Annotated in this window: 29 protein-coding genes; 9 read left to right on the forward strand and 20 right to left on the reverse strand. The window is 58.9% G+C overall.

Translation table 11 applies throughout. The annotated features are described in order from the left end of the window. Positions 1-4: 4 nt before the first annotated feature. Positions 5-580 carry a TIGR04282 family arsenosugar biosynthesis glycosyltransferase gene (locus tag ACR0AM_RS07680; RefSeq protein ID WP_480588368.1) on the reverse strand — a complete coding sequence of 192 codons (576 nt, stop codon included), beginning with the start codon at positions 578-580 and terminating at the stop codon, positions 5-7. A 3-nt stretch (positions 581-583) separates the two neighbouring features. Then, positions 584-1,723: a succinyl-diaminopimelate desuccinylase gene (dapE, locus tag ACR0AM_RS07685; RefSeq protein ID WP_480622566.1), complete on the reverse strand. Its 1,140-nt coding sequence runs from the start codon at positions 1,721-1,723 to the stop codon at positions 584-586. 209 nt (positions 1,724-1,932) lie between these two features. Here dapE and ACR0AM_RS07690 point away from each other — a divergent pair, with 209 nt between their 5' ends. Continuing rightward, positions 1,933-2,991: a transporter substrate-binding domain-containing protein gene (locus ACR0AM_RS07690; RefSeq protein WP_480474191.1), complete on the forward strand. Its 1,059-nt coding sequence runs from the start codon at positions 1,933-1,935 to the stop codon at positions 2,989-2,991. Here the strand turns inward: ACR0AM_RS07690 and ACR0AM_RS07695 are convergent. Then, positions 2,988-3,332 (reverse strand): hypothetical protein, encoded by a 345-nt coding sequence (locus tag ACR0AM_RS07695; RefSeq protein ID WP_480474192.1) that lies wholly within the window; start codon positions 3,330-3,332, stop codon positions 2,988-2,990. The two genes, ACR0AM_RS07690 and ACR0AM_RS07695, sit on opposite strands and share 4 nt — an antisense overlap. A 116-nt stretch (positions 3,333-3,448) precedes the next feature. Here ACR0AM_RS07695 and ACR0AM_RS07700 point away from each other — a divergent pair, with 116 nt between their 5' ends. Further along, entirely contained in the window at positions 3,449-3,784 is a 336-nt protein-coding gene (locus tag ACR0AM_RS07700) for a cupin domain-containing protein (protein WP_480622567.1), read from the forward strand. A gap of 319 nt (positions 3,785-4,103) precedes the next feature. Here the strand turns inward: ACR0AM_RS07700 and dapD are convergent, their stop codons facing one another. From dapD to ACR0AM_RS07715, 3 genes are all read right to left on the reverse strand, one after another. Further along, positions 4,104-4,931, reverse strand: a complete 828-nt coding sequence (gene dapD / locus ACR0AM_RS07705) for a 2,3,4,5-tetrahydropyridine-2,6-dicarboxylate N-succinyltransferase (protein WP_480474194.1) — start codon at positions 4,929-4,931, stop codon at positions 4,104-4,106. A 109-nt stretch (positions 4,932-5,040) separates the two neighbouring features. Then, complete coding sequence (locus ACR0AM_RS07710; protein ID WP_209598385.1) at positions 5,041-5,640, reverse strand: GntR family transcriptional regulator; 600 nt, start codon at positions 5,638-5,640, stop codon at positions 5,041-5,043. Between the two features lie 44 nt (positions 5,641-5,684). After that, positions 5,685-6,596, reverse strand: coding sequence for a threonine/serine dehydratase (locus ACR0AM_RS07715; RefSeq protein WP_480622568.1), 912 nt, complete (start codon positions 6,594-6,596; stop codon positions 5,685-5,687). A gap of 79 nt (positions 6,597-6,675) precedes the next feature. Between ACR0AM_RS07715 and ACR0AM_RS07720 the strand changes: the two genes are divergently transcribed. Further along, positions 6,676-7,518 carry an LOG family protein gene (locus ACR0AM_RS07720; RefSeq protein WP_480559968.1) on the forward strand — a complete coding sequence of 281 codons (843 nt, stop codon included), beginning with the start codon at positions 6,676-6,678 and terminating at the stop codon, positions 7,516-7,518. Between the two features lie 3 nt (positions 7,519-7,521). Then, positions 7,522-8,622, forward strand: a complete 1,101-nt coding sequence (locus ACR0AM_RS07725) for a cystathionine gamma-lyase (RefSeq protein WP_480622569.1) — start codon at positions 7,522-7,524, stop codon at positions 8,620-8,622. Here ACR0AM_RS07725 and ACR0AM_RS07730 read toward each other — a convergent pair whose 3' ends face one another. Continuing rightward, complete coding sequence (locus ACR0AM_RS07730) at positions 8,623-9,006, reverse strand: hypothetical protein (protein ID WP_267363718.1); 384 nt, start codon at positions 9,004-9,006, stop codon at positions 8,623-8,625. It abuts the gene before it with no gap. A 159-nt stretch (positions 9,007-9,165) separates the two neighbouring features. Here ACR0AM_RS07730 and ACR0AM_RS07735 point away from each other — a divergent pair, with 159 nt between their 5' ends. The 3 genes from ACR0AM_RS07735 (at position 9,166) to ACR0AM_RS07745 (ending at position 12,144) form a co-directional block, all read left to right on the forward strand. Beyond that, positions 9,166-10,086 (forward strand): DnaJ C-terminal domain-containing protein, encoded by a 921-nt coding sequence (locus ACR0AM_RS07735; protein WP_480474198.1) that lies wholly within the window; start codon positions 9,166-9,168, stop codon positions 10,084-10,086. After that, a complete protein-coding gene (locus ACR0AM_RS07740; RefSeq protein ID WP_480474199.1) occupies positions 10,083-10,421 on the forward strand; it encodes a hypothetical protein in 339 nt (112 codons plus the stop codon). Before ACR0AM_RS07735 ends, ACR0AM_RS07740 begins: the two co-directional genes overlap by 4 nt. Positions 10,422-10,485: 64 nt before the next feature. Next, positions 10,486-12,144, forward strand: a complete 1,659-nt coding sequence (locus ACR0AM_RS07745; protein ID WP_480622570.1) for a U32 family peptidase — start codon at positions 10,486-10,488, stop codon at positions 12,142-12,144. Here the strand turns inward: ACR0AM_RS07745 and ACR0AM_RS07750 are convergent. From ACR0AM_RS07750 to ACR0AM_RS07765, 4 genes are all read right to left on the reverse strand, one after another. Further along, positions 12,141-12,761 (reverse strand): cytochrome P460 family protein, encoded by a 621-nt coding sequence (locus ACR0AM_RS07750; RefSeq protein WP_480493906.1) that lies wholly within the window; start codon positions 12,759-12,761, stop codon positions 12,141-12,143. The two genes, ACR0AM_RS07745 and ACR0AM_RS07750, sit on opposite strands and share 4 nt — an antisense overlap. A gap of 286 nt (positions 12,762-13,047) precedes the next feature. After that, complete coding sequence (gene rlmN, locus ACR0AM_RS07755) at positions 13,048-14,235, reverse strand: dual-specificity RNA methyltransferase RlmN (RefSeq protein WP_480622571.1); 1,188 nt, start codon at positions 14,233-14,235, stop codon at positions 13,048-13,050. A gap of 93 nt (positions 14,236-14,328) precedes the next feature. Then, positions 14,329-14,706, reverse strand: coding sequence for a lysozyme inhibitor LprI family protein (locus ACR0AM_RS07760; protein ID WP_480474203.1), 378 nt, complete (start codon positions 14,704-14,706; stop codon positions 14,329-14,331). Positions 14,707-14,814: 108 nt separating this feature from the next. Next, the gene (locus ACR0AM_RS07765; RefSeq protein WP_209598391.1) at positions 14,815-14,982 is read right to left on the reverse strand and encodes a hypothetical protein; all 168 of its coding nucleotides are present in this window, start codon (positions 14,980-14,982) and stop codon (positions 14,815-14,817) included. 499 nt (positions 14,983-15,481) lie between these two features. On the opposite strand from ACR0AM_RS07765, the gene ACR0AM_RS07770 reads away from it, so the two are divergent. After that, the gene (locus tag ACR0AM_RS07770) at positions 15,482-15,979 is read left to right on the forward strand and encodes a DinB family protein (RefSeq protein WP_480622572.1); all 498 of its coding nucleotides are present in this window, start codon (positions 15,482-15,484) and stop codon (positions 15,977-15,979) included. 80 nt (positions 15,980-16,059) lie between these two features. Here ACR0AM_RS07770 and ACR0AM_RS07775 read toward each other — a convergent pair whose 3' ends face one another. Continuing rightward, the gene (locus ACR0AM_RS07775) at positions 16,060-16,596 is read right to left on the reverse strand and encodes an invasion associated locus B family protein (RefSeq protein WP_480474205.1); all 537 of its coding nucleotides are present in this window, start codon (positions 16,594-16,596) and stop codon (positions 16,060-16,062) included. A 179-nt stretch (positions 16,597-16,775) separates the two neighbouring features. Between ACR0AM_RS07775 and ACR0AM_RS07780 the strand changes: the two genes are divergently transcribed. Then, positions 16,776-17,774, forward strand: coding sequence for an asparaginase (locus tag ACR0AM_RS07780; RefSeq protein ID WP_480554431.1), 999 nt, complete (start codon positions 16,776-16,778; stop codon positions 17,772-17,774). Between the two features lie 5 nt (positions 17,775-17,779). Here ACR0AM_RS07780 and ACR0AM_RS07785 read toward each other — a convergent pair whose 3' ends face one another. The 8 genes from ACR0AM_RS07785 to gcvP all read right to left on the reverse strand — a co-directional run bounded on the left by ACR0AM_RS07785 (position 17,780) and on the right by gcvP (position 26,571). Next, positions 17,780-18,100, reverse strand: coding sequence for a YciI family protein (locus ACR0AM_RS07785; RefSeq protein ID WP_267364302.1), 321 nt, complete (start codon positions 18,098-18,100; stop codon positions 17,780-17,782). A gap of 22 nt (positions 18,101-18,122) precedes the next feature. Beyond that, positions 18,123-18,551, reverse strand: a complete 429-nt coding sequence (locus tag ACR0AM_RS07790) for an SRPBCC family protein (RefSeq protein ID WP_480554430.1) — start codon at positions 18,549-18,551, stop codon at positions 18,123-18,125. Next, entirely contained in the window at positions 18,539-18,868 is a 330-nt protein-coding gene (locus ACR0AM_RS07795; RefSeq protein WP_480493917.1) for an ArsR/SmtB family transcription factor, read from the reverse strand. Before ACR0AM_RS07795 ends, ACR0AM_RS07790 begins: the two co-directional genes overlap by 13 nt. Before the next feature lie 41 nt (positions 18,869-18,909). Further along, on the reverse strand, positions 18,910-19,788 hold the full coding sequence (gene serB, locus ACR0AM_RS07800; RefSeq protein ID WP_480554427.1) for a phosphoserine phosphatase SerB: 879 nt from the start codon (positions 19,786-19,788) through the stop codon (positions 18,910-18,912). Positions 19,789-19,823: 35 nt separating this feature from the next. Next, positions 19,824-20,552: a metallophosphoesterase family protein gene (locus ACR0AM_RS07805; protein ID WP_480622573.1), complete on the reverse strand. Its 729-nt coding sequence runs from the start codon at positions 20,550-20,552 to the stop codon at positions 19,824-19,826. Between the two features lie 120 nt (positions 20,553-20,672). Next, complete coding sequence (gene serA, locus ACR0AM_RS07810; protein WP_480493919.1) at positions 20,673-22,268, reverse strand: phosphoglycerate dehydrogenase; 1,596 nt, start codon at positions 22,266-22,268, stop codon at positions 20,673-20,675. Between the two features lie 96 nt (positions 22,269-22,364). Continuing rightward, complete coding sequence (locus ACR0AM_RS07815; protein WP_480474210.1) at positions 22,365-23,519, reverse strand: phosphoserine transaminase; 1,155 nt, start codon at positions 23,517-23,519, stop codon at positions 22,365-22,367. Between the two features lie 196 nt (positions 23,520-23,715). After that, complete coding sequence (gene gcvP / locus ACR0AM_RS07820) at positions 23,716-26,571, reverse strand: aminomethyl-transferring glycine dehydrogenase (protein WP_480476842.1); 2,856 nt, start codon at positions 26,569-26,571, stop codon at positions 23,716-23,718. Positions 26,572-26,595: the final 24 nt, after the last annotated feature.

Below are 26,595 nucleotides of genomic sequence, written 5' to 3' on the forward strand. Positions count from 1 at the left end.
AACCTCAGGGTTTCAGATCAGCAACCGTATCCACATCGCGCAGTTGGTCCAGCAGGGTCACACGGCAGTTTGGGATTGAGGCAAGTGTGTCGGCCAATGCATGTTCTGTCGACCAGCGCACATCGTGGAACAGACCTGCGGGCAGCGCGCCATAACGCTGCGCACCGACCAGCCAATAGCCGCCATCCGGCGCGGGGCCGAACACCATCTGGGATCGCCCAAGCGCACCAAAAGCACGGGCAATATGTGCACGCGAAATACCCGGAATATCCGCACCAATCAGGCAAACCGGCCCCTTGGGCATTCCGCGCAACATCCGCTTCATCCGGCCACCTAGGTCACCGGACCCCTGCGGCGCGCGTGGCAGGTCAACGGGCCAGACACGGCTTACAAGGCCTTCTGCATCGGGCGACACGGCCAGCACAATCTGCCAACGGGGATCACGTAGCCTGCGGATCAAGGCGCGGGTCTGATGCCGAAACCACCACGCGGCACCAACCATGCCGATATCACGCCCCAGCCGCGTCTTGACACGACCCGGTCTGGGTTCCTTGACCATGATCACCAATGTGCGTTGCATGGATCAGGCGAAATAATCCGTCAGGATACGGGTATAGATCGATTTGAGCTGCTCGATCTGCGCAACCTCAACACACTCGTCCACCTGATGCATCGTGCGCCCGACCAAGCCGAACTCCACCACCGGACAATGGTCTTTGACAAAGCGCGCATCCGAAGTGCCCCCGGTTGTCGACAGTTCGGGTGTTACGCCGGTCTCGGCTTCGACCGCTTTGGCCACCAGATCCGACAAAGGCCCTGGTGGGGTTAGGAAACTTTCACCCGAAATGCTGATCGTGACACCGATTTCGACACCGTACTGAGCTGCCACCTGATCCGCTTCTGATTGCAACCAGTCACTCAGGCTGGCTCCGGAATGCAGATCGTTAAAGCGGATATTGACCGCTCCGCTGCATTGCGCCGGGATCACGTTGGTCGCGGCGTTTCCGGTGTCGATGGTAACAACAGCCAGTGTGGAGGCGTCGAAATGGTCCGTGCCCTGATCTAGTTCATGACTGGCAAGCCGATCCATCAGCCGCGCCATGGCGGGCAGAGGGTTTTTGGCCCGATGTGGATAAGCCGAATGTCCCTGCACACCTGTAATCTTAAACCACGCAGTCATTGAGCCCCGGCGACCGATCTTGATCATCTCACCCATTTTGTTCGGGCATGTTGGCTCACCCACCAGACAGACCGACATACGCTCTCCGGCACCTTCCATGTAATCGAGAAGCGCAGTGGTGCCGTCCAACGCATCGCCTTCCTCATCACCGGTAATCGCCAGAACAATTGCCCCATCCGGCGGGGTGTCACGCACGAAATCCATTGCGGCAGCCGCAAAAGCCGCAACACCGGATTTCATATCGGTAGTACCGCGCCCATACATCACACCATCCCGCACTTCGGCCCCGAAGGGCGGCGCAGTCCAGGCAGCTTCGTCGCCGACAGGGACGACGTCTGTGTGACCGTTAAATCCGAAACTACGCGCATGACCTTTCTGCCCCCAACGTGCGAACAGGTTACTGATGCCGCCGCGATCGACGCGCGTGCATTCGAAACCTGCCTCCGACAGCACTGTCTCAAGCAAAACAAGTGCTCCGCCCTCTGAAGGTGTGACCGAAGGGCAACGGATCAGTTCGGCTGTCAATTGGACGGGATCAGTCATGCGGGGACCTCTGAAACTGTGTCTGACGCGGGTTCGCGCACAGATTCAACGATTTGGCCGGTTTTCCAACCCCAATCCGTAAAAAAACGGTCATCCGAATATGTAGATGTCAAAGCGGCACCCCAATAAAACATGGAACTTTACCCTGCGACCACCTTGCCGCCCGCCACAAATTCGCGTTACAGGGCCGCGAAACAGGTGAATTGAATATGAAGCGCGCCCTCTTCGCACTGATCTGCCTGACTTTCGCCGTCATCGCACAGCAGAGCCTGGCACAGTCCCTTTCGGTCACAACAGTGACCCGCCCGCCGTTTTCCTATGTCGAGGGCGGCCATGAAACCGGTTTTTCCATGGATTTGCTGGCGGCCCTGGCCGAGGCTCTGAACTGGGACTACACGGTCAACCGCGTCGACGCGTTTTCTGACATGTTGGGTGCCGTGCAGAGCGGATCTGCAGACCTTGCCATCGCCAATATCTCGATCACCGCCCTGCGCGAAACGCAAATGGACTTTTCTCAGCCGATCTTTGAAGCGGGTCTTCAGATCATGGTGCCCTCGGACGCGGTACGAAAACCTTCGATTTTGCAGGCTCTGCTATCGAAAGAACTTTTCATCGCTATCGGGCTGGCCTTTGCCATTCTCCTCGGTGGCGGCATGCTGATGTGGAGCTTTGAACGCCGTGCCCAACCCTATTTCGACCGCAACCTTAACGAGGCGTGGTTCCCATCGTTCTGGTGGGCACTGAATTTGGTTGTGAATGGCGGGTTCGAAGAACGAATGCCGCGAACACCGTTCGGTCGTATGCTGGGGGTTACCCTGGTGGTGTCATCCTTGTTCATCGTGTCGGTGTTTACCGCCCGCATCACCTCGGTCATGACGGTGGACGCGATTACCGGCAGCGTGAATTCGGTGAACGACCTTTACGGCAAGAATGTCGGGACAATCTCGGGGTCTACAGCGGCGAGCTTTCTGAACCGGCGCGAGATCGAGTTCACCGGCTACCCCGGACTGAACGAGATGCTGGACGCCTTCAAAGCCGAAGAACTGAATGCCGTCGTGTTCGACGCGCCGATCCTGTCCTACTTCGCAGCTCATGAAGGGCGGCGGATTGCATCGATGACAGGTGGCGTCTTCCTGCGCGAGAATTACGGCATCGCATTTCCGACCGGATCACCGCTGGTCGAGGATGTTAACCAGGCATTGCTCGGCCTGCGCGAAGACGGAACCTATGACGAAATCTATCGCAAGTGGTTCGGGTCGCGAAACTAGGCTTGTGCTTCGTCTTCGAAAAACGGTGTCATCTGCGCGACGATCACTGCGTTTTCATCCAATGCTCTTTGCATCAGCGCACGTTCGTCCGGCTCGATATCGTGGCCTTGCGCTTCACGCTCGGCCAATGTGCCATATCCGGTGACGTCCAGCGGTGCGGTGTCTGCCTGCTTAAGGATCGCAACCGTCTCACGCACGGCCTCGGCCTCATCCACGCCGCTGGCATAGCACATCAGTGCCGCGCCGGTCGCCCCATCTGGCAGGCCGTCGCCCTCCTTGCGGCCAATCTGGACCAGAAGGGTATAGACTTGCTGACGTGAGGGTTTCTTTTGCTTCTCCATGCACCGGGCCATAGCCCCGCGCCGGTTCGCGGTCAAGCAGCCAACAATTGTAGGAGCCCCGCCTTGCGCCCATAGTACCCAGAATAAACCTATCCCGGATACCAAAGGACGCCTTCATGCCCTACCCAGATTTCATAACGAGTTTTCCCAGCCTCGACGTACCGTTCCCCGACGACGTGGTGCAAACGGCCGTGATCCGGTCGGATGCAGGGTTGGTGGCGTTCTTTACTTTTCTTCAGGATTTCGAGTTGCCCTTACATTCTCACAAAGCCCAATGGGGCACAGTGGTCGAGGGTGAGATTGAATTGACCATCGACGGGCAGACCCGGACCTACCGCTCTGGCGACAGTTATTCGATCCCGTCAGGCGTGGAACATGGCGGCAAAATCAAGGCCGGCACACGGGTTATCGATGTTTTCGAGGAACCGGACCGGTATCCGATCAAGGGATAAGATGGGCGAGAGACTCAGTGAACGCGAGTCTCGGCCTCCCTCATTGATTGAATGCCTCCGGCCCGAAAAGCTGTTGAGTTGAATCCGGCGGCGATGGTGAAACCGAAGGCAACGGTGAATCCGAAGGCGGCAGCGAAACCGAAAGTGCTGAAGTAAACACAGGAAGCACTGAAGTCGAAGCCATGCAGGGTGAGAACCGCTAAGCAGCACTTCAAAGCTGATCGCGGCCAAGAACTTCGTATCTGGTTCAGTCGGCTTGACCCAAAAAACAAATAGGCCGGAGCAGTTATGCCCCGGCCTTGCGCGTTAATCAGAACGATCAGTCCCGCAGCAATTCGTTGATGCCCGTTTTCGAGCGGGTCTTTTCGTCAACCCGCTTCACGATCACAGCGCAATAGAGGCTGACGTTGTTCTTCGACGGCATGGAACCCGCGACCACAACCGAATAGGGCGGAACCTCGCCATACATGACTTCTCCGGTTTCGCGGTCCACGATCTTGGTGGACTTACCAATGAACACGCCCATCCCCAGAACCGAGCCTTCGCGGACGATACATCCCTCGACCACTTCCGAGCGCGCGCCGATAAAGCAATTGTCTTCAATGATGGTGGGACCAGCCTGCATCGGCTCAAGCACTCCGCCAATACCAACGCCACCCGACAGGTGCACATTCTTGCCGATCTGTGCGCAGGATCCGACGGTGGCCCAGGTATCAACCATCGTGCCTTCGTCAACATAGGCCCCAAGGTTCACGAAAGACGGCATAAGCACCACGCCCGGTGCGATGTAAGCGGATTTGCGGACAACGCAGTTTGGAACCGCGCGGAACCCGGCAGACCGCCACTGGTTTTCACCCCAACCGGCGAACTTGCTGTCCACCTTGTCCCACCAGCCGCCGTCCTGCGGACCGCCCGGCTGGATTTCCATGTCCTTGATACGGAAGCCCAGCAGAACCGCCTTTTTGGCCCATTGGTTTACGTGCCAGTCACCGGATTCCAGCTTTTCCGCCACGCGCAACGAGCCACTGTCCAGCGCATTCAGCGTATCCTCGATCGCCTCGCGCTGCTCGCCTGTGGTGGCGGGCGTGATGGTCTCGCGTGCCTCCCAGGCGGTTTCGATGGCGGCTTCCAGTTGCGCGTTGGACATGGAGTGTCTCCCTACAGAATATGTTCACGTTGATTTGGCCTATACGCAAGCCCGACCCATGGCGCAATGCGACGCAGACGGGCCCAATTGCGTCTGAGGCTCAGGGTCATCAGCTTGCGCGCCGGATATGGCGGGTCAGGATCGCCGTTGCTGTGGCCATTTCCTTGCGCTTCAACGCCCGCACAATGGCCGCATGATCCGTGTCAGCCCTCTGCACCCATTTCAACCGCCATTGCGCGAACAGATGGCGTGCGCTTGCGATATGCAGATCGTCGATTGCGTGCAAAAGCCGAGGCAGCCCGCAAGGTGTCAGGATGGCGCGATGGAACGTTCTGTTGAGGGCCTCCCATTGCGGCATCGACTGCGCCTCGTCACAGGCGATACGTGCGTTCTCGATCTTTTCCAACGCGACCGGAGACATGTTTTGCATCGATTGCTGCAACGCCAGCGTTTCCAACGCCACGCGCATTTCGATCACCTCCCGAACCTCTGCCGGGTCTAATGCTGTTACACGCATTCCCTTGCGCGGTTCATGCCGGGCCAACCCATGCGCCTCAAGCCGCAACAAGGCTTCGCGCACCGGAACATGGCTGGTATCGAAGGTTCGGGCAATATGGTCCTGCCGCAGCTTTTCACCGGCCGCTAGCTCTCCGGTGATGATCCGCTGGCTGAGGCTTTGGTAAATCGTGTCGGAGATCATTGCAGTCATGGATTATAGATAAAATCCACCATCCACATCCACAACCCGATAATTTACCCAGCGAACGGGTCCGGTGCGATATTTGCACCACAAACCAGAACGGCCACGCGCTCACCCGGTTCAGGTCGATACGCACCCGAGGTCAAGGCGGCCAATGCGGTCGCGCCGGCAGGTTCTACCAGAATGCGATGCGCGCGCCAAAGCGCTTGCTGTGCCGCCGCGATGGCATCGTCTGACACCAGAACCGAACTCATACCCTGTGCCAGTTCAAAACAGATTTCGCCGATCCGCCGCGCGCCCAGCGCGTTTGCGGCGATCCCCGACACGGAAACATCGACCGGTTCACCAGCGCGCAACGCTGCATTCAACGCACAGGACGTTTCCGGCTCGACCGCCACAACCTTGCGCGCGCCACCGAACCAGGCCAGCGCCCCTGCGATCAGCCCGCCGCCGCCAACAGCGACCAGTACCGTATCCGCCTGCAAGCCCTGGGCGTCCCATTCGGCAAAACAGGTCCCTTGCCCCGCCACCGTGGCCGGGGCGTCATAAGCATGGATCTGCATTGCACCCGTCGTTGCCTCATGCTCTTGCGCTGCGGTCAGCGCGTTCGCGTATTCACCGGAAACAACACTCAGGTCGGCACCGGTTTGCCGGATCAGTGCGATCTTGGACGGGCCCGCCAGTTCCGGCACAAATATTTTTGCAGGATACCCCAGCGTCTGCGCTGCATAGGCCGCCGCCGCACCATGATTGCCACCGGATGCGGCGACCACACCCGCAGCCGGCACGTCCGAGCTGAGCAGCGTATTGAACGCACCCCGCGCCTTGAAACTGCCAGTATGCTGCATGTGCTCGAGTTTCAGTTCAACCGGATAGCCGGGAATGTTGCTTTCCATAACAGGGGTCACCTGCGCATATCCCGCGATGCGGTCCCGTGCTGCCGATATTTCACTTTTCCAATTCATTCTCGTCTTTCCGTGACTGGCACTCTGCCCGCGAACCCTATAGCTGTTTGTCAAACACGCAAGCAGGGATCGATCACCGATGAGAGAAGACCGTCACAGTCCGTTTCGCGATGCGCAGACCGACCGCTCGACCGCGAAAGAGGTTCCGGACACACCGCAAACACGCTCTCCGGCCTACCGTCTGGCTTTCGCGGATGACGAGTTTCTGTGCCGGGACGAGCTGCGCCCTGTACGTTTGCAGCTTGAGTTGCTGAAACCCGAAATGATCATGACCGAGCGTGAGATCACGTCGACCATCGTCATGTTCGGCGGCGCCCGCATCCCCGAACCCTCGCAAAAGCACACCGCGCGGACAGAGACTCTGGCCAGCTTGTCGAAATATTACGATGAAGCGCGTGAGTTTGCCCGGCTGATGACCGTAAAATCAAAAGAAACCGGCTGCCGCGAGAATGTGATCGTCACTGGCGGCGGCCCCGGTGTGATGGAAGCTGGCAATCGCGGTGCACACGAAGCGGGCGGGTGCTCGATCGGGCTGAACATCGTGCTTCCGCACGAGCAGGCGCCAAACAGTTTCGTGACGCCAGAGCTCAGCTTTAATTTCCACTATTTTGCGATCCGCAAAATGCACTTCCTGATGCGCGCCCGCGCCATCACCATCTTTCCCGGTGGGTTTGGGACGCTGGATGAGCTGTTCGAATCCCTGACCCTGATCCAGACCGGCCGGATGGACCGCGTGCCATTCCTGCTGTTTGGCCGCGCGTTCTGGGAGAAGGTTATCAACTGGGACGCACTGGCGGATGCCGGTACGATCTCGGAAGAGGATTTGGACCTGTTCCGCTTTGTCGATACCGCGCAGGAGGCGGCCGAGATCATCGAGAACTGGGAACCCGCCCCGCCCCGCGACGAAATTCCGGGGCGCTGAGCGATGAACCCCCCAAAGACAGGCGAAATGCTCCACCTGCGTGGCAACGCGTTGTCAAAAGGCGAACCCGTCGCCCTTCCACTGACGCAAAGCAGCATGTTCCATCTGCCGGGCGCGCCGGACGGTCACCCGACCTATGGCCGTGTCGATAACTCCACCTGGGCACATCTTGAGCATGTTTTGTCCCATCTGGAAGACGCGCCTTGCCTAAGTTTTCCTTCGGGGATGGCCGCAATTTCTGCGGCTCTTTTTGCAACGGTGCAAGCCGGGTCGCGCCTTCTGATTCCTTCGGACGGGTACTATGTCACCCGTCTGCTGGCCGACCGGTTCCTTTCGCGTCTTGGCGTGACAATTGAAGAGCGCCCGACCACTGCGTTTGCCGCAAGTGGTTTTGACGGGTTTGACGTTGTGTTCGTCGAAAGCCCTTCGAACCCCGGTCTGGACATGATTGACCTGAAAGCCATAGCCGAACAGGTGCGGTCTGCTGGCGGGGTGACGATTGCCGACAATACGACGATGACGCCGTTGGGTCAGCGTCCGTTGGATTTGGACATCGACGTGGTCGTGTCGTCCGACACCAAAGCGATGGGCGGGCATTCCGACATGCTGATGGGCCATGTGGCCAGCCGCAACAGTGACATCATGGAACGGGTCGAGGAATGGCGGAAGGTCTCCGGCTCGATCCCCGGACCGCATGAGGCATGGTTGCTGCATCGCGGGTTGGAAACGCTGGATGTCCGGTTCGACCGGATGTGCAATTCGGCTCAGGTAATAGCAGAACGGTTGGCAGTTCACCCAGCGGTCAAACAGGTCCGCTATCCCGGGCTGGCCAATGATCCATCGCACGCACTGGCGCAGGCACAAACGGCCCGGTTCGGATTTCTGCTATCCTTGACTTTGGAGAGCGAAGACAAGGCCGAAGCCTTCATCAACACCTGCCCGCTTTTGCGCCCCGCCACATCCTTCGGAGGTGTTCACAGCTCGGCCGAACGCCGCGCGCGCTGGGGCGATAGCGTCGACCCGGCCTTCATCCGCCTGTCCGTTGGATGCGAACCGGTGGACGAACTGTGGCAGGCGATCGAGGTCAGCCTGAACGCGCTGTGATTACTTCTTCGCGGCACGCAGATCCTTGAAAACGTAGATCGGCAGCACCACGCTGGCGATCAGCGCCCCCAGCCAGACAAGCAGCGTCGCCGCCAGCAGGTTCGAGATACCACCAACGGTCAGCCCCGACGCGATGAGGTCGGTCACCAGCAGGCCCACAAATGTCACGACCAGGGCTATCCCGCCTTTCAATGCGGGCGCTTTCTTTTCGCCAAGCTTCAGTATCAAGGGCTCGGCGATCACCTGAACGACAGTGAAAACGATCACAACCACGATAAAAGAGATCGGTTTGATCGCGAAACCGGACAGTATCAGCGAAGCCAACAACAGCCCGATGGCATTGCCGGCCAGCAGGGCCAAAGCGGATTTGATTCTGCGCGACATGGGATGGCCTCCGTCTATCTACAATCAGAAATATGAAGATATTAGCAGGCTTCTGAGTTTTTTCGAGACAATTCAATTGCCTCTTCCTTTTGACCCGTTGAAAACACGTGATAGAACACATTCATCAAGATCAGACCTGCCCTGACCCGCGAGTGTGAGATGAGCGACGATCCCTATTCCGTCCTTGGCGTACCGAAAGACGCCAGCGCCGACGAAATCAAGAAAGCCTACAGGCGTATTGCTAAGGAGTGCCACCCGGACCTGAAACCCGGCGATGCCAAGGCCGAGGCCAAATTCAAGGCCGCCGCTGCCGCGTATGACTTGCTGAAAGATCCTGAAACCCGCGCCCGCTTCGACAATGGCGAAATCGACGCATCGGGTCAGGAACGCCCGCAACAACACTATTACCGGGACTATGCCGAGGCCGCTGGAAACCCCTATCGCGGGCGTCAGGCGGACCCGGACGACATGTCGGACATCTTTGCCGAATTCATGCGCGGCCGCGGTGGATTTGGCGGCCAGCAAAGACATGAATTTCATGCGCCAGGGCATAACCTGAACTATTCCCTTCAGATCAGCTTTCTGGATGCCGTGTTTGGCGCCAGCCAGAAACTGACCCTACCAGACGGTAACCGGATCGAGGTCAAGATCCCCGCCGGTATAACCGAGGGTCAAACCATCCGTCTGCGCGGCAAGGGTGCTCCGGGTTATGGCGAAGGCCCTCCGGGGGATGCGTTGGTGACCGTCACGGTCGCCAAACATCCGGTGTTTGACCGTCAGGGCGACGACATCCATATTACGCTGCCGATCAGCATAGATGAGGCCATTCTGGGCGGCAAAGTCGCCGCCCCCACAATCGATGGCGGTGTAAACGTCAATGTTCCGGCGGGCACCAGCAGCGGTAAAACCCTTCGCCTGCGCGGCAAGGGGGTGAAGAAACGCGGCTCATCCCAGCGCGGCGACCAACTGATCGAATTGACTGTCTCGATGCCCGACAAGATCGATGATGACCTCAGGCAGTTCATGGAGACCTGGCGCGAAACGCACCGCTACGATCCGCGGAAAGGAATGCCGTCATGACCCTGACCGAAAAGGAACTGATCGAAACCGTCTCGCGCCTGACCTCTGACCGCCTGACCGAATATCTTGCGGCCGAGATCGTGATCCCTGAACAATCGGAGCAGGGGCTGGTCTATCACAGTATCGACGTTGCCCGGCTGGAACTGGCTTGCGAGTTGCACGAGCAATACGACATGGAGGCCGATGCGCTGTCGATGATGATCTCGCTGATTGATCAGATGCATGGGCTGCGCGCCGAACTGCGTGAGGTTCTGAACGCAGTCGAGGCGCAACCCGAGCCGGTGCGCCAACAACTGATCGAAGTTTTCGGCACAGCGCGGTTCCGTCGCAGATAACAGGGTTTTGGGCGCAATGATTATGGCGTAGAAGGCCGCCTTGATCCTTTGTCAGGTAGCTTCCATGACCCAGCCCAGATCCGAGTTGCTGATGCCTGCGGGCAATCTGCGCAAACTAAAACTCGCCATCCTCTATGGGGCAGACGCCGTGTATCTGGGCACGCCGGATATGTCGCTGCGCACCAAGTCCGAGTTTTCGCTGGACGAGGTAATTGAAGGGGTCGAGTTCTGCCACAACCATGGCCGGCGCGCCTACCTGACACTGAACCTGTTCTCGCATAACAAAGACATCCCGAAACTGGACGAATACATCGACACGGTGCGCAAGGTGCAGCCCGACGGGTTGATCATCGCCGATCCGGGCGTATTCCAATACGTCCGCGAGCGCGCGCCCGAACTGCCGCTGCATATCTCGACCCAGGCCAATATCTGTTCGTGGCTGTCGGTGAAGTTCTGGCAGGATCAGGGGGCCGAGCTGGTGGTTCTGGCGCGTGAGGTTTCCTATCCCGAACTGGTCGAGATCCGTGAGAAATGCCCTGATATCAAGTTAGAAGCCTTCGTGCACGGCGCTATGTGCATGACCTATTCGGGCCGCTGCCTGCTGTCGAATTTCATGGCCGAACGCGGGGCCAACCAGGGCAACTGCGCCAATTCCTGTCGCTGGAACTATGGTCTGAAACTGCGCCTCAAGGATGGTACGCATCAGGAATTGCGTATCACCGAAGAAAACGCCGACCTGTTCGAATTCCTGCTGGAAGAAGGCTGTCGCCCCGGTGACCTGATGCCCATCGAAGAGGATGATCGCGGCTCGTACATCCTAAACTCACGCGACCTCTGCATCATGCCGAAGCTGGACGAGTACCTGAAAATCGGTGTCGACAGCCTCAAGGTCGAAGGGCGCGGCAAATCGGAATACTACGCCGCGATCGTCGCGCGGGCCTATCGTATGGCCATCGATGACTATTTCGCGGATCCCGAAAACTGGGACCCCAAGCCTTACATGCGCGAGCTCGAAACCGTCGGAAATCGCGGCTATACACTGGCCTTTCACGAGGGTCGGCTGACAAACTATGCACATGATTACGAACACACGGCCTCGATCGCGCAATGGGAATATGCCGGGATCGTCACCGAAGTGACCGAGGATGCCTTTCTGGTTGAGGTGAAGAACAAGCTGGAACCGGGTGATGTGCTGGATTTCGTCTCGCCAGTCGCACGCGACACAGTTCTGCTGCGGGTCTACGATTTCGAACGCGCCCATGATGGCGCACGGTTGGACGTGGTTCATGGCAGCACAAAAACCATCATCCGGTTGCCTTTCACCCTGTTTGATCACGAGGATATCGACGATCTGCGCTCCCGTTTTCCGGTCTATTCAGTGCTGCGCAAGGAACGCGCCCTGACCGACGAACACTGGAGCCGCATTCGCTTTGACAAGCTCGTGCAGGGATTGGAAACCTCCGGTCGCGACAATTCAACAGCTTATGCACGCCGTCGCGATGATCTGGTTGAAAAGATTGGCGAAGACGGTAACGAACGCCGGTTCAAGACAAACCGCATCGGCACGGAAGGATGCTGCGGCAAGGGCTGCAACGGATGCCTGATCTTCTGGCAGGATGACAAATACGCGTTGGCCCGCGAGGTACTGTCCAAACGAAAACAAGGCGAACAGCTCAGCCGCCGTGAGGCGACAGAACTCAAGCTGCCGGGTGAACCGGCTTAGTTTCCCACCCGATATTCTTCGGGGATAAAGAACGTATAGTCGCGATCCGCCACTTGCTCGTGACAGACATGGCAGTACGCGACCTCACTGGCGCGGTCCCCCATAGTATCCCCGAACACCGACCCGTCCGGCAGCACCATTATATAACGCCAGTCAGCGGTGATCGGGCTGGTACCGTCTGGCAATTTTTCCATTATGAACATGGCGCCTGGATGTATGTGACCTTCATCGGTCACCGTCATGCTGTCCTTGGCAAGCACCGATCCCATGGGAAGTTTTTCGCCTTGCTGCAATGTCCCGTAGTTATGTGCCATTCGGTTGGCATACGAGTTTACGTAACGCTGCCCGTGCGTGGCCGAGATATAAGGCGCGTCGTTAAAAAGCGGCCAGCTTTGGTAGTTGAGGATCAGATCCAGTTGCGCCGCGGCATACCCCCGTGCCATGCGACGGCTTAGTGAATGGTAGTGGGCCGCGGCCTCATCCTTGCTCAGCTCTGCTGGATTTTCGATCGCGATATGAGCGTTGTGACCATCCGCCGTTGCCAGTCCTGAAGAAATCAGAAGTATCGCGCACGCAATGGCTTTGTGCTGGAGAATTATTCGTAGATAGGAGTCCATTATTACGACCCACCTGAAAATCAGTTCGCCTGAGCGCCACGTGACGACAGAGTTCTTATTCTAGCGGCTCTGGGATCTCTTACCAGCTCAGGTCCCAGAATCTCACCGCCTTGTGCTTCGATTTGAACCTGCATCCTGCGGCATTGAATCTTTAAAATATAGCAAATTATGCATATTGAATCAGTATCTGAAACATTAAGTTTACAGGCACACTTCATGCGTGCAGGCGGTCATTTTGGACAATCAAAGCACGACCACCCGATCCATGATGAACCGGACAGAAAAACTACCGGGTTAAACCGGCTTCGGACTCAATCTGTTTGCGCGATTTTCGGGCACGTTCGGTTGCCGATTTCAACTGACCGCACGCCGCCATGATATCCTCGCCCCGTGTCTTGCGAATGGGAGAGGCGTAGCCTGCCTGATAGATGATGTTGGCAAAAGCGCGGATGCGGTTGTTCGAGCTGCGCTTGTACGGTGCACCGGGCCATTCGTTGAACGGGATCAGGTTGATCTTGGCCGGAATCTTGTGGCGCTTGATGTGGTCGATCAAACGATGGGCATCCTCGTCACTGTCATTCACACCGTCCAGCATCACGTATTCGAACGTGATCCGCTCGGAGTTCGAGGCATTGGGATAGCTGGCCAGCGCCTGCAACAACTCATTGATATTCCAGCGCTTATTGATCGGGACCAGAACGTCGCGGGTTTCATCCGTGGTTGCATGGAACGAGATCGCCAGAAGACAGCCGATTTCCTCGGCGGTGCGTGCAATTTCGGGTACCACTCCGCTGGTCGACAGCGTGATGCGGCGGCGCGACAGGGATATCCCCTCGGGGTCCATCGCGATCTTCATCGCGTCGCGGACGTTTTCGAAGTTGTAAAGCGGCTCACCCATTCCCATCAGAACGATGTTCGACAGAAGGCGCGTTTCATCCTTTGGCGCACCGGGGGTCGGCCATTCGTCAAGATCGTCGCGCGCCATCATGATCTGCCCGACAATTTCGGCAGATGTTAAATTACGTACAAGCTTCTGGGTGCCGGTATGACAAAACGAACATGTCAGTGTACATCCGACCTGAGATGAAATGCACAGCGTACCGCGATCTTCTTCGGGGATGTAGACCACCTCGACCTCGTGCCCACCCGCGATTCGGCACAGATATTTGCGGGTGCCGTCCTCGGACACCTGTCGGGTCACGACCTCAGGGATCTCGACCACAAAGTTTTCGGTCAGTTGCGCACGGTACGCTTTGGCGAGATTCGTCATCGCGGAAAAATCGCGCACGCCCCATTGATAGATCCACTGCCAGATCTGACCGGTGCGCATCTTGGCCTGCTTTTCCGGCGTGCCATGTTCGATCAGAACCTCGCGCAAACGGTCGCGGGTGAGACCGACAAGGTTCACCTTCCCCTCGGGCAATTTACGAGGGAGAGTCATGACGTCTTGCGTGATCGGCGCTTTGGGCGACATTGTGGTACCTGCTGGGGCGTATCTTCAAGGATTCTGGCTTGGGATGCGCCTCTATATAGGAACCTGTGCAAAGATCAAAAGGAATCGTTTCAGTCAGTCTGCAAAACTCAACAGTTCTTCAACGCGTGCCCGCCCCAAATTCACCCGGCATGATGTGATTGCGATACCTGTACCCGATCCGCCACCAAACGACGCGCCGACGGCGGTGCAATGCGTATCGCGATAGGTTTCCCAGGCTTGTTGCGCCGCTATGAGGGCAGGTTCAGCCACTATCCGCCCGGTGACCTCATCCAGCTCCTTGGCAGATTGTACCGCCAAATCAAAACTCACCTGCAGCGCACGCGACACCCGTGTTTCCATCTCTCCGACGCAGGATCCGATTTCGACTTGTGATCCGGCGTCGGAACATTCCAACGCCGGGTCGGCGGTTGCAGTGGCTGGCAAAAGCAGTGCAATCAAGATCAGACGCATGGCCGCCTCATTCATCTATTCAGCAGGGGTCAGGCCAGAGTAACATGTTTTGCCAGAAAGGTTTAGATGCAGGTTGGCCCTCTGAATCAACGGAAATGCGGTTCCGCGTCAGACACCCGCGGGTGGGACATAGCAATCTTCGGCATCCAGGGTCTTGACCGGATCATTCGGTCCGCATTGTTCGCCGGTTACGGGATAAGTCTCGCCCTTGTTTTCACAGGCGCTCAGCAGCATGGCCGATATCATCATCAGCGCGGCAAGAGATTTGTTCAGCATGGTGGCAACTCCTTGGTTTCTCTTGAACTGATTAGTTCAGAAACCGTCAAAGCACACTTTGACACGGATCAAGTAAACGCGTTGATCCTGCGTAAAGTTACAACCCACGCTCTGGAGGGAATTACAGTACTGGTCCACGTTGTGATTGAGTTCTGCGGTGTCGAAGAGTTCCCACCTCAGAAGGTTTCAACATAGCCGCGACGGAAGCGCTTGTGTGGCATACCGGTCGAAGGCGGCACATACCGGACTTGCTCGGGATATCAGAAAACAAGAAAGGGCGGTCCCCTTGTCAATCGGCGCGTACCGAAAGCGGTACTTGGTGATCCTAAACCCCGACAGGCACGAATAAGAAAAGACTTACGCAAAGTCGGTAGCGCATCTAACATGGCTTCACTCGGCGACGCGCTAGCCTGCCCGGTTGAAGGCGCAATTTGCTCAATGCCAATGCAAAACGCCCCATCTTTCCACAATCCCTCCAATAGCACTAAGGTCATTAGAAATGATTTCTGCCGAATATTGCCAACTCATGGCACGCTACAACAGCTGGCAAAACTCCTCACTCGTTGCAGCGGCCAACGAATTGACGAATGCCGAGCGTTGGTTAGATCGAGGCGCATTCTTTCAGTCCATCGCCGGGACATTGAACCACCTCTATTGGGCCGACGCGCTTATACTTGAGCGCATCAAAGGCAATGAACGCCCACAAGATACGATCACACACTCACTGACCAGTCCAACAGACTGGTCTGACTTCAAAAGCTTACGCATACAACGAGACGCGGAAATCGAACGGTGGGCAGCCGGTACAACCGACACAGATCTCAAGGGCGCGATCAAATGGTACCCTCCGGACGGCTCTGCCAAAATTGAAATGCCAAGAGCTGTCTGTGCCGTTCAGCTCTTCAACCACCAAACCCATCACCGGGGACAGATACATGCCATGCTCACTGCGTCAGGGGTAATTCCTGAACCAACGGACATTTCAGGAATGCCGTAGCAATTGCTGAACGCCGTTGACCGTAGCCCAATCAAAAAAAGCCCCGCCAAAGACGGGACCAATTGCTCAGGCCGGGGTGCTTACTTGGTGCAGCGCTTTTCGGCGTCTTCGATTGCTGCGGTAAAGCCCAGCAGCGAGAAGGTGTCCTTGGTTTGCGTGCCGCGTTCGGACCGGGCAGTCAGAACAGCCTCGGTTCCGCGTTTCAGCGCGGTGACGATCTTGGCGTCATCTGCATCTGACGCAGGCCAGGCCCACTCACCTTCGGTGAACAGTTCAAACTCGGACCCGTCGACATTCAGGTTCACCGTCGATCCCGGAGCAAACGGGTAGCCGCCGGTAAAGGTCACTTGTCCTTTGACCTCGGCATTGGGCCGATAGAACACAAACAACAGAATGTCGCTGCGCCGCACGGATACGACGCGCCCGCCCCGGGTGTTCACGGTTTCCTTGGGGGCCGAAACGCTCCAGCATTCGGTGGGATCATCTTCGACAAAAACGCTCCAGTCCGTTTTTGCGGCAACCCGGTTTGTGCTTGTCGCCTGCTGGGCGATTGCAGAAGTCGCGGCGATGCCTGCCACACACAGGCCCGCAATCGTACGAACGAGCATTGATCCCATTTGTCCAGCCTCCTAGCTCGACCGATACCTCAAATCCATCGGACATGGCTGCGAACCCTTCCGGCCCGTCTATTCCGTTGCGCATTCCGATGATTGCCGACATACACACACTAACGCAGGTTTCGCCACAGGCGAAAGGGCGATTGGCAGAATTTTGCGCATTAATTTCGGAGGTCCAGATGACGCAGCCCGTAGCAATGACAGAACTGTGGCGTGGCAACTTGCTGGAAAGCCTGCATCTGGGCCACGCGGTCATCTGCGACGACTCCGGCCAGATCGTGCGCAGCTGGGGCGACCCGCAGGCGGTTATCTATCCGCGCTCTTCCGCCAAGATGATTCAGGCGCTTCCGCTGGTCACGTCGGGAGCCGCTGCAAAATACGGATTGAACAGCGAACATCTTGCATTGGCCTGCGCGTCACACAACGGGGCTGCGATCCATACCGACCGCGTAACAGCGTGGCTTGATCATCTGGGGCTGAGCGAGCACGACTTGCGCTGCGGGCCACAGGAGCCAGCGGACACTGCCGCGCGGGATCGGCTGATCCTGGCGGATGACACCCCGTGCCAGATCCACAACAACTGTTCCGGCAAGCATTGTGGTTTCCTGACACTGGGTCAGCATATGGGCGCAGGGCCGGAATATCTGGAAATCGATCACCCGGTGCAGCAGGCCTGCCTGTCTGCCATCGAAGAGACGTCAGGCGAAACCAGCCCCGGTTACGGTATTGACGGCTGTTCCGCCCCGAATTTCGCCGTGTCGCTGGCCGGGCTGGCCCGGTCGATGGCATGGTTCGCCAGCGCCTCGGATCGGTCCGACCGTTCCAGCGAGGCGGCGGTGCAATTGGTGGCGGCAATGGTAAAACACCCGGAACTGGTAGCCGGTGAGACCCGTGCCTGCACCGAACTGATGCGCGCCATGAACGGGCGTGTTGCCATCAAGACCGGGGCCGAGGCGGTGTTTGTGGCCATCATCCCGGAAAAACGCATGGGCGTTGCGCTAAAGATCACCGATGGCACCACGCGGGCCAGCGAATGCGCCATCGCCGCTATTCTGGTGAGCCTCGGTGTGCTGGAGGCCGATCACCCGGCCACCCGCAAGTTCATGAACGCCCCGCAATACAGCCGCCGGGGGCTGGAATGCGGCGTGATCAAACCTGCGCCGGGTTTCCCCGGCTAAGGCCCCTACATCTCGATCTCGTGCACCTCGGCCACCTCGACCGAGCCCGAGCCATTGACGACCATCGGACAGCCCTTGGCCATCTCGGTCGCGGCTTCGATACTGTCGGCCTTGATCACGGTAAAGCCCGAGGCCGGGTTTGCGCCGCCATTGTCGACAACCCCGCTGCTGCTGACCGTATAGGACTGTCCGACCGGGTTGCCGGGGATCTCTAACGCTTCGGCCATACCCTGAAACCATGCGCCCCAAGCGGCCATGGTCGCCTCAATCTCGGCGGGGTCGGTCGGGGTGTGTCCCCCGTGATAAACAAACAAATACTGGGGCATATCGCTCCTCCCTGATGAAACCTTATTTGCACTTCGCTTCGAGTTTGCGCAGCGAAGACGTCCAGCCCTGATTGTGGTTCGCGGCTGCTTCGGCATCGGCCAGTTCGCGGTGGTCCAAAACCAAGCGTGACCCTGTGCCCGTCGCTGTGACTGTGAAGGTGACGTGGCTTTCGGCCCCGCGCTGATCCTGATCGTCATGCCAGCCCCAGGTAAACCCCACCGAGTTTGGCGGGTCGACATGCGTGACGTGGCCCGAGACCTTGTATTGCTGACCCTCGCCGTTTTCCATGACCGAATACCACGGGCCGGTGCGCGAGAAATCCAGATTGTGCTCAGGCACGTGCATCCCTTCGGGCCCCCACCATTGCAACAACCGGCTGCCGTCGCTGATCCATACAAACAGATCCTCTGGGCTGACGGGGAAGTCCCGTTCCAGTTTCAGGTCGGCCATGACTTCTCCCTTTCGATAATATCACTGAGGCGATCGAGGCTGCTTTCCCAGAATTGCCGTTTGGAGATCGTCCAGTCGGCAATCATCCGCAGCCCGTCGGACCGGATGGAGTACATCCGTTGGGTGCCCCGCACGCGCTGCTGCACCAACCCTGCCTCGCGCAACACTTTCAGATGGCGCGAAATCGCAGCACCGGACATTCCGCGCCCTTCGATCAGGTCACCGGCGGGCAGTTCGCCCTGCTCCATCAGCTGCTCGACAATCGAGAACCGGGTGGCATCGGACAAAGCGGAAAAGGTGGTCAGAAGCGTGCTCATAACCTCTATTTAACACAAATGTTAAATAATGAAAAGCCCTGTCAGGATTCGGTAAAATCCAAGCGACTGTACCCTTGCAGGTAAAGCAGTGCCGTCAGATCGCCGTGATTCACCCGCACGTCACATTTCGCGGCCACCGACGGCTTGGCGTGAAGGGCAACCCCGGTTCCGGCCCGCTCCAGCATGCCCAGATCATTGGCCCCGTCGCCCACGGCGATCACGTCATTTTCGGACAACCCAAGACGCGTGGAAATCTGCTCAAGCGCCTCGATCTTGGCTTGCCGCCCCAATATGGGACGCGCCACATCGCCCGTCAGTTTGCCATCTGCGGCCAGCAGAGTGTTGGCGCGGTTTTCATCGAACCCCAGCAGCTCTGCCACCCGCGCGGTGAAGGCAGTAAAGCCACCGGACACCAGTGCAGCATAGGCACCGTTGGCTCGCATTGTTGCCAGCAACGCCTGTCCGCCGGGCATCAGGGTGATCCGTTCGCGCAGGACTTTGCCAATGACGCTTTCATCCAGATCCTTCAGCAGACCAACCCGTTCGATCAGAGCACCTTCGAAATCCAGCTCTCCGTTCATGGCGCGGGCGGTGATGTCCTTGACCCTTTCGCCGACGCCAGCCTCATCCGCCAGTTCGTCAATGCATTCCTGCTGGATCATGGTGCTGTCCATATCGGCCAACAGCATCTTTTTGCGCCTCCCCTGTGCGGGCTGCACAATCAGGTCCACGCCCATGCCTTGCAGATCAGCCCAAACGTCCCAGCGATTGGCGGGCATGTCACTCAGCTCAAACTCGACCGCCTCGTCCGGGCTGAGCCACAGGACATCTCCACCGCCCCACGCGTTGCGCAGCGATTCAGGCAGGGCACGGTCCAGCGAGGGTGCAACCGGGTTGGTCAGCAAAGTGGCGACGTACATATTCCAATCTCCAGTGTCATACCCATGCGGGACGGTCAGGGCGTCAACAGTGTTCGACCCTGTTCGGTCAGTTCCCAGCAATTCTGTCCCTCGAATACGGCGACGCCCGTCGGGCGTCCGTATCCGGCCCCCGTGTCCAGATTGATCCGGTTGCCATAATGCGTCGCCTGATCCACAGGCGTGTGACCATGAACGATCAGTTTGGGATGCGGGCCGTGGTAGTCGTGGAAGTCCTGTCTGATCCAGATCAGATCACTTGCCTGCTGTTCATTCAGCGGCACACCCGGACGGATACCCGCATGAACAAAGACAATCTCGGGCGTCTGATGCATCACCACCAGATCGCGCAGGAAGGTCAGGTGCGACTTCGGCACGGCTGTCTGAGCCATACGGTGCAGGTTTTCAAGGCGGATCTGACCTTCGAATTCCACCCCATAGCTGCGCAGGGTGTCGACCCCGCCCAACCTGTCATGCAGCCAGTGGTATCCCGCCAACAAATGCGGATCGTGGCGCGGAGTGTCCTCCATGAACCAGGCAAACATGCGGTCGTGATTGCCCAGAAGAGTGATCCAGTTCCGGCCGGCATCACGTCCGGCAATCAGGCGGTCAATCAGCCCGCGACTGTCAGGGCCGCGATCCACGTAATCACCAAGAAACACGATCTGAACATCGGGGCCACCATCGCTTTGGATCAGAGACAGCGCGCGGTCCAGTTCGGCCACCTGCCCGTGCAGATCACCAATGGCATAGACTGGCAATGTCATAGAATCCTCCGGCGGTATGAGTCAGCTCGCTTGTGACTCAGATTGCGAAATCAGAGAAGAAAGGACCCGGGTATTCGCATAACCGGGTCGTGAACTGTTCCTCAAACTCAACAGCCGCGATCAGGCGACGTCGAATTCCAGCGGTTTGATCTGCGTGAACAGGCCTGTTTCGGCAAGCTTTGCCCGTGCTTCGGCCGGGACCGGTTCGTCGACATAGAGCAACGCAATCGCTTCGCCGCCAGCCTCTGTGCGGCCGAGGGTAAAATTGGCGATGTTAACGTTGTTCTCACCCATGGTCTGACCCAGCGTGCCGATGATGCCGGGCACGTCTTCGTTGGTGGTGTACAGCATATGAGCGCCGACCTCGGCATCGATATTGATGCCTTTGATCTGGATGAAGCGCGGCTTGCCATCGCTGAACACCGTACCCGCGATCGACCGTTCACGTTTGTCCGTTACGACCGTGACCTTGATATAGCCATCAAAAACACCCGACTTATCCTGATTGGTGGTCGAGATTTTGATCCCGCGTTCTTTCGCGACCACAGGGGCCGAGACCATGTTCACCTCGGGGTTGAACTTTTTCATGATCCCCGCGACCACCGAACAGTTCAGCGCAGCCAGGTTCATTTCAGCGGCCACACCGTCATAGAGGATGTTGATCGCCTTGACCGGCTCATCCGTCATCTGGCCGATGAAGCTGCCCAGATGACCTGCCAGCTTGATCCACGGCCCCATCAGCTTGGCTTCTTCCGCTGTCACGCTGGGCATGTTCAGCGCGTTCTCGACCGCGCCCGTCAGCAGGTAGTTCGAAATCTGTTCAGCCACCTGCAAGGCCACGTTCTCCTGCGCCTCGGTGGTCGCCGCGCCCAGATGGGGCGTGCAGACCACGTTGGGCAGGTTGAACAGCGCGTTATCCTTGGCGGGTTCCTCGCTGAACACGTCAAAGGCCGCTCCGGCAACATGGCCGGATTGCAGCATTTCGGCCAGAGCCACTTCATCGACCAGACCGCCACGGGCACAGTTGATGATCCGTACACCCTTTTTGGTTTTGGCCAGATTCTCGCGGCTCAGGATGTTGCGGGTCTGATCCGTCAGCGGCACATGCAGGGTGATGAAATCGGCGCGCGCCAGCAGTTCGTCCAGTTCGACCTTTTCGACGCCCATCTTGGACGCTTTCTCTTCGCCCAGATAAGGATCATAAGCGATGACTTTCATTTTCAGGCCCAACGCACGTTCGCACACGATGCCACCAATGTTACCGGCACCGATCACGCCCAGTGTCTTGTTGGTCAGCTCGATCCCCATGAACTTGGACTTTTCCCACTTGCCCGCATGGGTCGAGGTGCTGGCCTCGGGGATTTGCCGCGCCACGGCGAACATCATCGCGATGGCGTGTTCGGCGGTGGTGATCATGTTGCCGAAGGGTGTGTTCATCACGATCACACCCTTTTTCGAGGCCGCCTCTTTGTCGACATTGTCGGTGCCGATCCCGGCGCGGCCGATGACCTTCAGCCTGTCGGCTTTTTCCAGAAGGGTCGGTGTAACCTTGGTTGCTGAACGGATGGCGAGACCATCATATTGACCGATCACCTCGGCAAGCTTGTCTTTGTCTTTGCCCAGCTCGGGCATGAAATCCACGTCGATGCCGCGGTCGCGGAAAATCTGCACTGCGGTTTCGCTGAGATTGTCGGATACGAGTACTTTGGGAGCCATTTTGGTTGGTCCTTTGAATTCTTCAGAGGGTAGCGCGCTGACGCCCGCCTTACATCAGTGATGGGGTAGGCCGGGCTTCAGCCCGGCACATGAAACTCAGGCAGCCTGCGCCTGCGCTTTGATCTCGGTCGCAAAGGCCCATGCCAGCCAGGGCAGCATCGCCTGAATATCCGAGGTTTCAACCGTACCGCCGCACCAGATGCGCAGGCCCGCAGGCGCGTCGCGATAAGCGCCGATATCAAGTGCGATATTCTCGGCTTCAAGTCGCTTGGCGACTGCCTTGGCAAAGGCTGCACCGTCCTGAATACGCGCGTCGGTGAACTTCAGGCAGACCGAAGTGTTCGACCGTGTCGCCTCATCCTCTGCCAGGTTTGCGATCCAGCCGTTCTGGTCGCAGAACGCGTGTACCGCACCCGCATTGGCATCCGCACGCGCGATCAGCCCCTGCAATCCGCCCACCGATCGCGCCCAGTCCAGCGCAAAGAGATAATCTTCGACCGCCAGCATTGACGGCGTGTTGATCGTTGCCCCGGTAAAGATGCCTTCGATCAGTTTGCCGCCCTTGGTCAGGCGGAAAATCTTGGGCAGCGGCCATGCGGGGGTATAGCTTTCCAGCCGTTCAACGGCGCGCGGGCTGAGGATCAGCATCCCGTGGGCCGCTTCGCCGCCCAGCACTTTCTGCCAGCTGAAGGTTGTTACATCCAGCTTGTCCCAGGGCAGATCCATCGCAAAGGCCGCCGAGGTTGCATCGCAGATCGTCAGGCCCTGGCGGTCATCGGCAATCCAGTCGCCATTGGGTACCCGTACACCCGAGGTTGTGCCGTTCCACGTGAACACCACGTCATTTGCGAAATCGACCGAGGCCAGATCAACGATCTGCCCGTAATCCGCGGTCTTCACCTCGGCGTCGATCTTCAGCTGCTTGACCACATCGGTCACCCAGCCGGACCCAAAGCTTTCCCAGGCTAGCATCTCGACCTTGCGCGCACCCAGCAAAGACCACAGCGCCATTTCAACCGCGCCGGTGTCCGAGGCGGGAACGATGCCAATGCGGTAATCCGCCGGAATGCCCAGAATCTCGCGCGTGCCTTCGATGGCCGCCTTCAGCTTATCCTTGCCGACAGCGGCGCGGTGCGACCGGCCCAATGCGGCATCAGCCAGTTTTGTCAGGTCAAATGTGGGGGGTTTGGCACAGGGGCCCGAAGAAAAACGCGGATTTGCCGGCCGCGTCGCCGGTTGTTCGATCGTCATGTGTATTACCCTTCCAGATACACGCCCCTCGTTGGGGAGGGGTGTCCCACGGACAGACCTAGGGGGCCTTCGCACCTGCAGCAAGCAGAAAAGACGCTTTACCGGGTGAAAACGACATCTGAAACGGGTACAAATCAGAACACGCGTTTCCGATTGGCGAAAAACCCCGCCGATGTTTCGGCGGGGTTGGGTTGTGTTACTCTGCGGCGTCTTCGTATGCGTCCATGGGTGGGCATGTGCAGACGAGGTTTCGGTCGCCGTATGCGTTGTCGACGCGGTTGACGGGGGACCAGTATTTGTCGACGCCCATGGAGCCCGGAGGGAAGCAGGCCTGTTCGCGGGTGTAGGGGCGGTCCCAGTCGCCGACCAGATCACGCACCGTGTGAGGGGCGTTTTTCAGCGGGTTGTTTTCCGCGTCGATCTTGCCGTCGATGATGTCCTGCGCTTCCGAGCGGATCGAGAGCATGGCGTCGCAGAAACGGTCGAGCTCGTCCTTGGGTTCGGATTCGGTGGGCTCGACCATCAGGGTTCCGGCCACCGGCCAGCTCATCGTGGGGGCGTGGAAGCCTGAATCGACCAGACGCTTGGCCACATCGTCGACGGTGACATGCGCCGCCTCGTCCAGCGGTCTTGTGTCGAGGATGCATTCATGCGCCACCCGGCCCGTTTCCGATGTGTAGAGGATCGGATAGGCGTCCTTGAGCCGCGCCGCGATGTAGTTGGCGTTCAGGATCGCCACCTTGGTGGCCTGCGTCAGCCCCGCACCGCCCATCAGCAGCACATAGGCCCATGAGACGGGAAGGATCGAGGGCGAGCCGAAGGGGGCCGCCGAGACCGGGCCCACGGCGGTGCCATATTCCGGGTGGCCCGGCAGATGCTCGGCCAGATGCGCCTTGACGCCGATCGGACCCATGCCGGGGCCGCCACCGCCATGCGGGATGCAGAAGGTCTTGTGCAGGTTCAAGTGGCTGACATCGCCGCCAATGTCACCGGGGCGCGACAGGCCGACCATGGCGTTCATGTTGGCGCCGTCGATATAGACCTGACCGCCGTGATCATGGGTGATCTGGCAGACCTCCTGCACGGTGGTCTCGAACACGCCATGGGTCGAGGGGTAGGTGATCATGCAGGCGGCCAGATGGTCCGAATGCTTTTCCGCCTTTTCGCGGAAGTCATTCAGATCGATGTTGCCCTTGTCATCCGATTTCACCGGCACAACCTGCCAGCCCACCATCTGCGCCGAAGCCGGGTTGGTGCCATGGGCCGAGGTCGGGATCAGGCAGACATTGCGCTGCCCTTCGCCACGGGCGAAGTGATAGTTGCGGATGGTCAGAAGGCCCGCATATTCGCCCTGCGCGCCCGAGTTGGGCTGCTGGGAGATCGCGTCATACCCGGTGATCTGGCACAGCTTGTCGTTCAGGTCCGCAATCATCTCGTGATAGCCCCGCGCCTGATCTTCGGGCACGAAGGGATGCAGGTTGCCGAACTCGGGCCAGGTGACCGGGATCATCTCGATCGTGGCGTTCAGCTTCATGGTGCACGAGCCCAGCGGGATCATCGCCCGGTCCAGCGCCAGATCGCGGTCGGCCAGACGGCGCATATAGCGGGTGATCTCGGCCTCGGCCCGGTTCTTGTGGAAGATCGGGTGGGTCAGGTACTCGCTTTCGCGCAGCGCGTAATCCGGCAGGCGGTATTGCTTGTTCGAGCTGTCATCCTTGCGGTCGATGCCGAAGGCACCCCAGACCGCCTCGATGGTTTCGGGGCGGGTCTGTTCGTCCAGGCTGATGCCCACGCGGGTCTCGCCGACCTTGCGCAGGTTGACGCCACGGGCCACGGCGGCCTCCATCACCACGTTCTGCAGGTGGCCGACCTCGACCGTGATGGTGTCGAAGAACACTTCAGGTTCCACCGCAAAGCCCGCCTCTTCCAGACCGGCGGCCAGGCGCGAGGTCTTGCGGTGCACCGATTGCGCGATCGCCTTGATGCCGTCGGGTCCGTGATAGACCGCATACATCGAGGCAATGACCGCCAGCAGCGCCTGCGCGGTGCAGACGTTCGAGTTCGCCTTTTCGCGGCGGATGTGCTGCTCGCGGGTCTGCAGCGCCAGGCGGTAGGCCTTGTTGCCGCGGCTGTCGATGCTGACCCCGATGATCCGGCCCGGCATCGAGCGCTTCAGCTTGTCGGTGGTCGCCATATACGCGGCGTGCGGGCCGCCATAACCCATCGGCACGCCAAAGCGCTGGGTCGAGCCGATGGCGATATCCGCGCCCATCTCGCCGGGGGATTTCAGCAACGCCAGCGACAGGATGTCGGCGGCGACAACGGCGATGGCGTTATGGTCATGCAGCGCCGCGATCTCGTTCGTGAAGTCGCGCACATGGCCATGGGTGCCCGGATACTGGAAGATTGCACCAAAGACGGCACCTGCATCCAGCTGATCGGGATCGCCCACCTGCACGTCGATGCCCAGCGGCTCGGCGCGGGTTTTGATGACCGCGATGGTCTGCGGATGGCAGTTGCGGTCGACGAAGAAGGCCGCGTTATTGGCTTTGGACCGGCCGCCGCGCTTGGCCATCGCCATGGCTTCTGCCGCGGCAGTGGCTTCGTCCAGCAGCGAGGCGTTGGCCACATCGAGCCCGGTCAGGTCGCTGACCATGGTCTGGAAGTTCAGCAGCGCTTCGAGCCGGCCCTGGCTGATCTCGGGCTGATAGGGCGTGTAGGCGGTGTACCAGGCCGGGTTTTCCAGAATGTTGCGCAGGATCGGCGCCGGGGTGGTGGTGCCGTAATAGCCCTGACCGATCAGCGAGGTCAGAACCTTGTTCTTGCCCGCCACCTGTTTCATGTGAAAGAGCGCATCGCGTTCCGTCATCGCCGGGCCCCAGTCCAGCGGCTCCTTCTGCCGGATCGCGGGCGGGACGGTGGCGTCGATCAGCTGGTCCAGCGTCTTGAAGCCGATCACCTGCAGCATGTCGCGCATCTCGGTCGGGCTGGGCCCGATGTGGCGGCGATTGGCGAAGTCATAGGCTTCGTAGTCGGTCAGTTTGAAGGCCATTGCAGCGCTCCTCAAAGAATGTCT

This window comes from Ruegeria sp. AD9 (assembly GCF_056542305.1).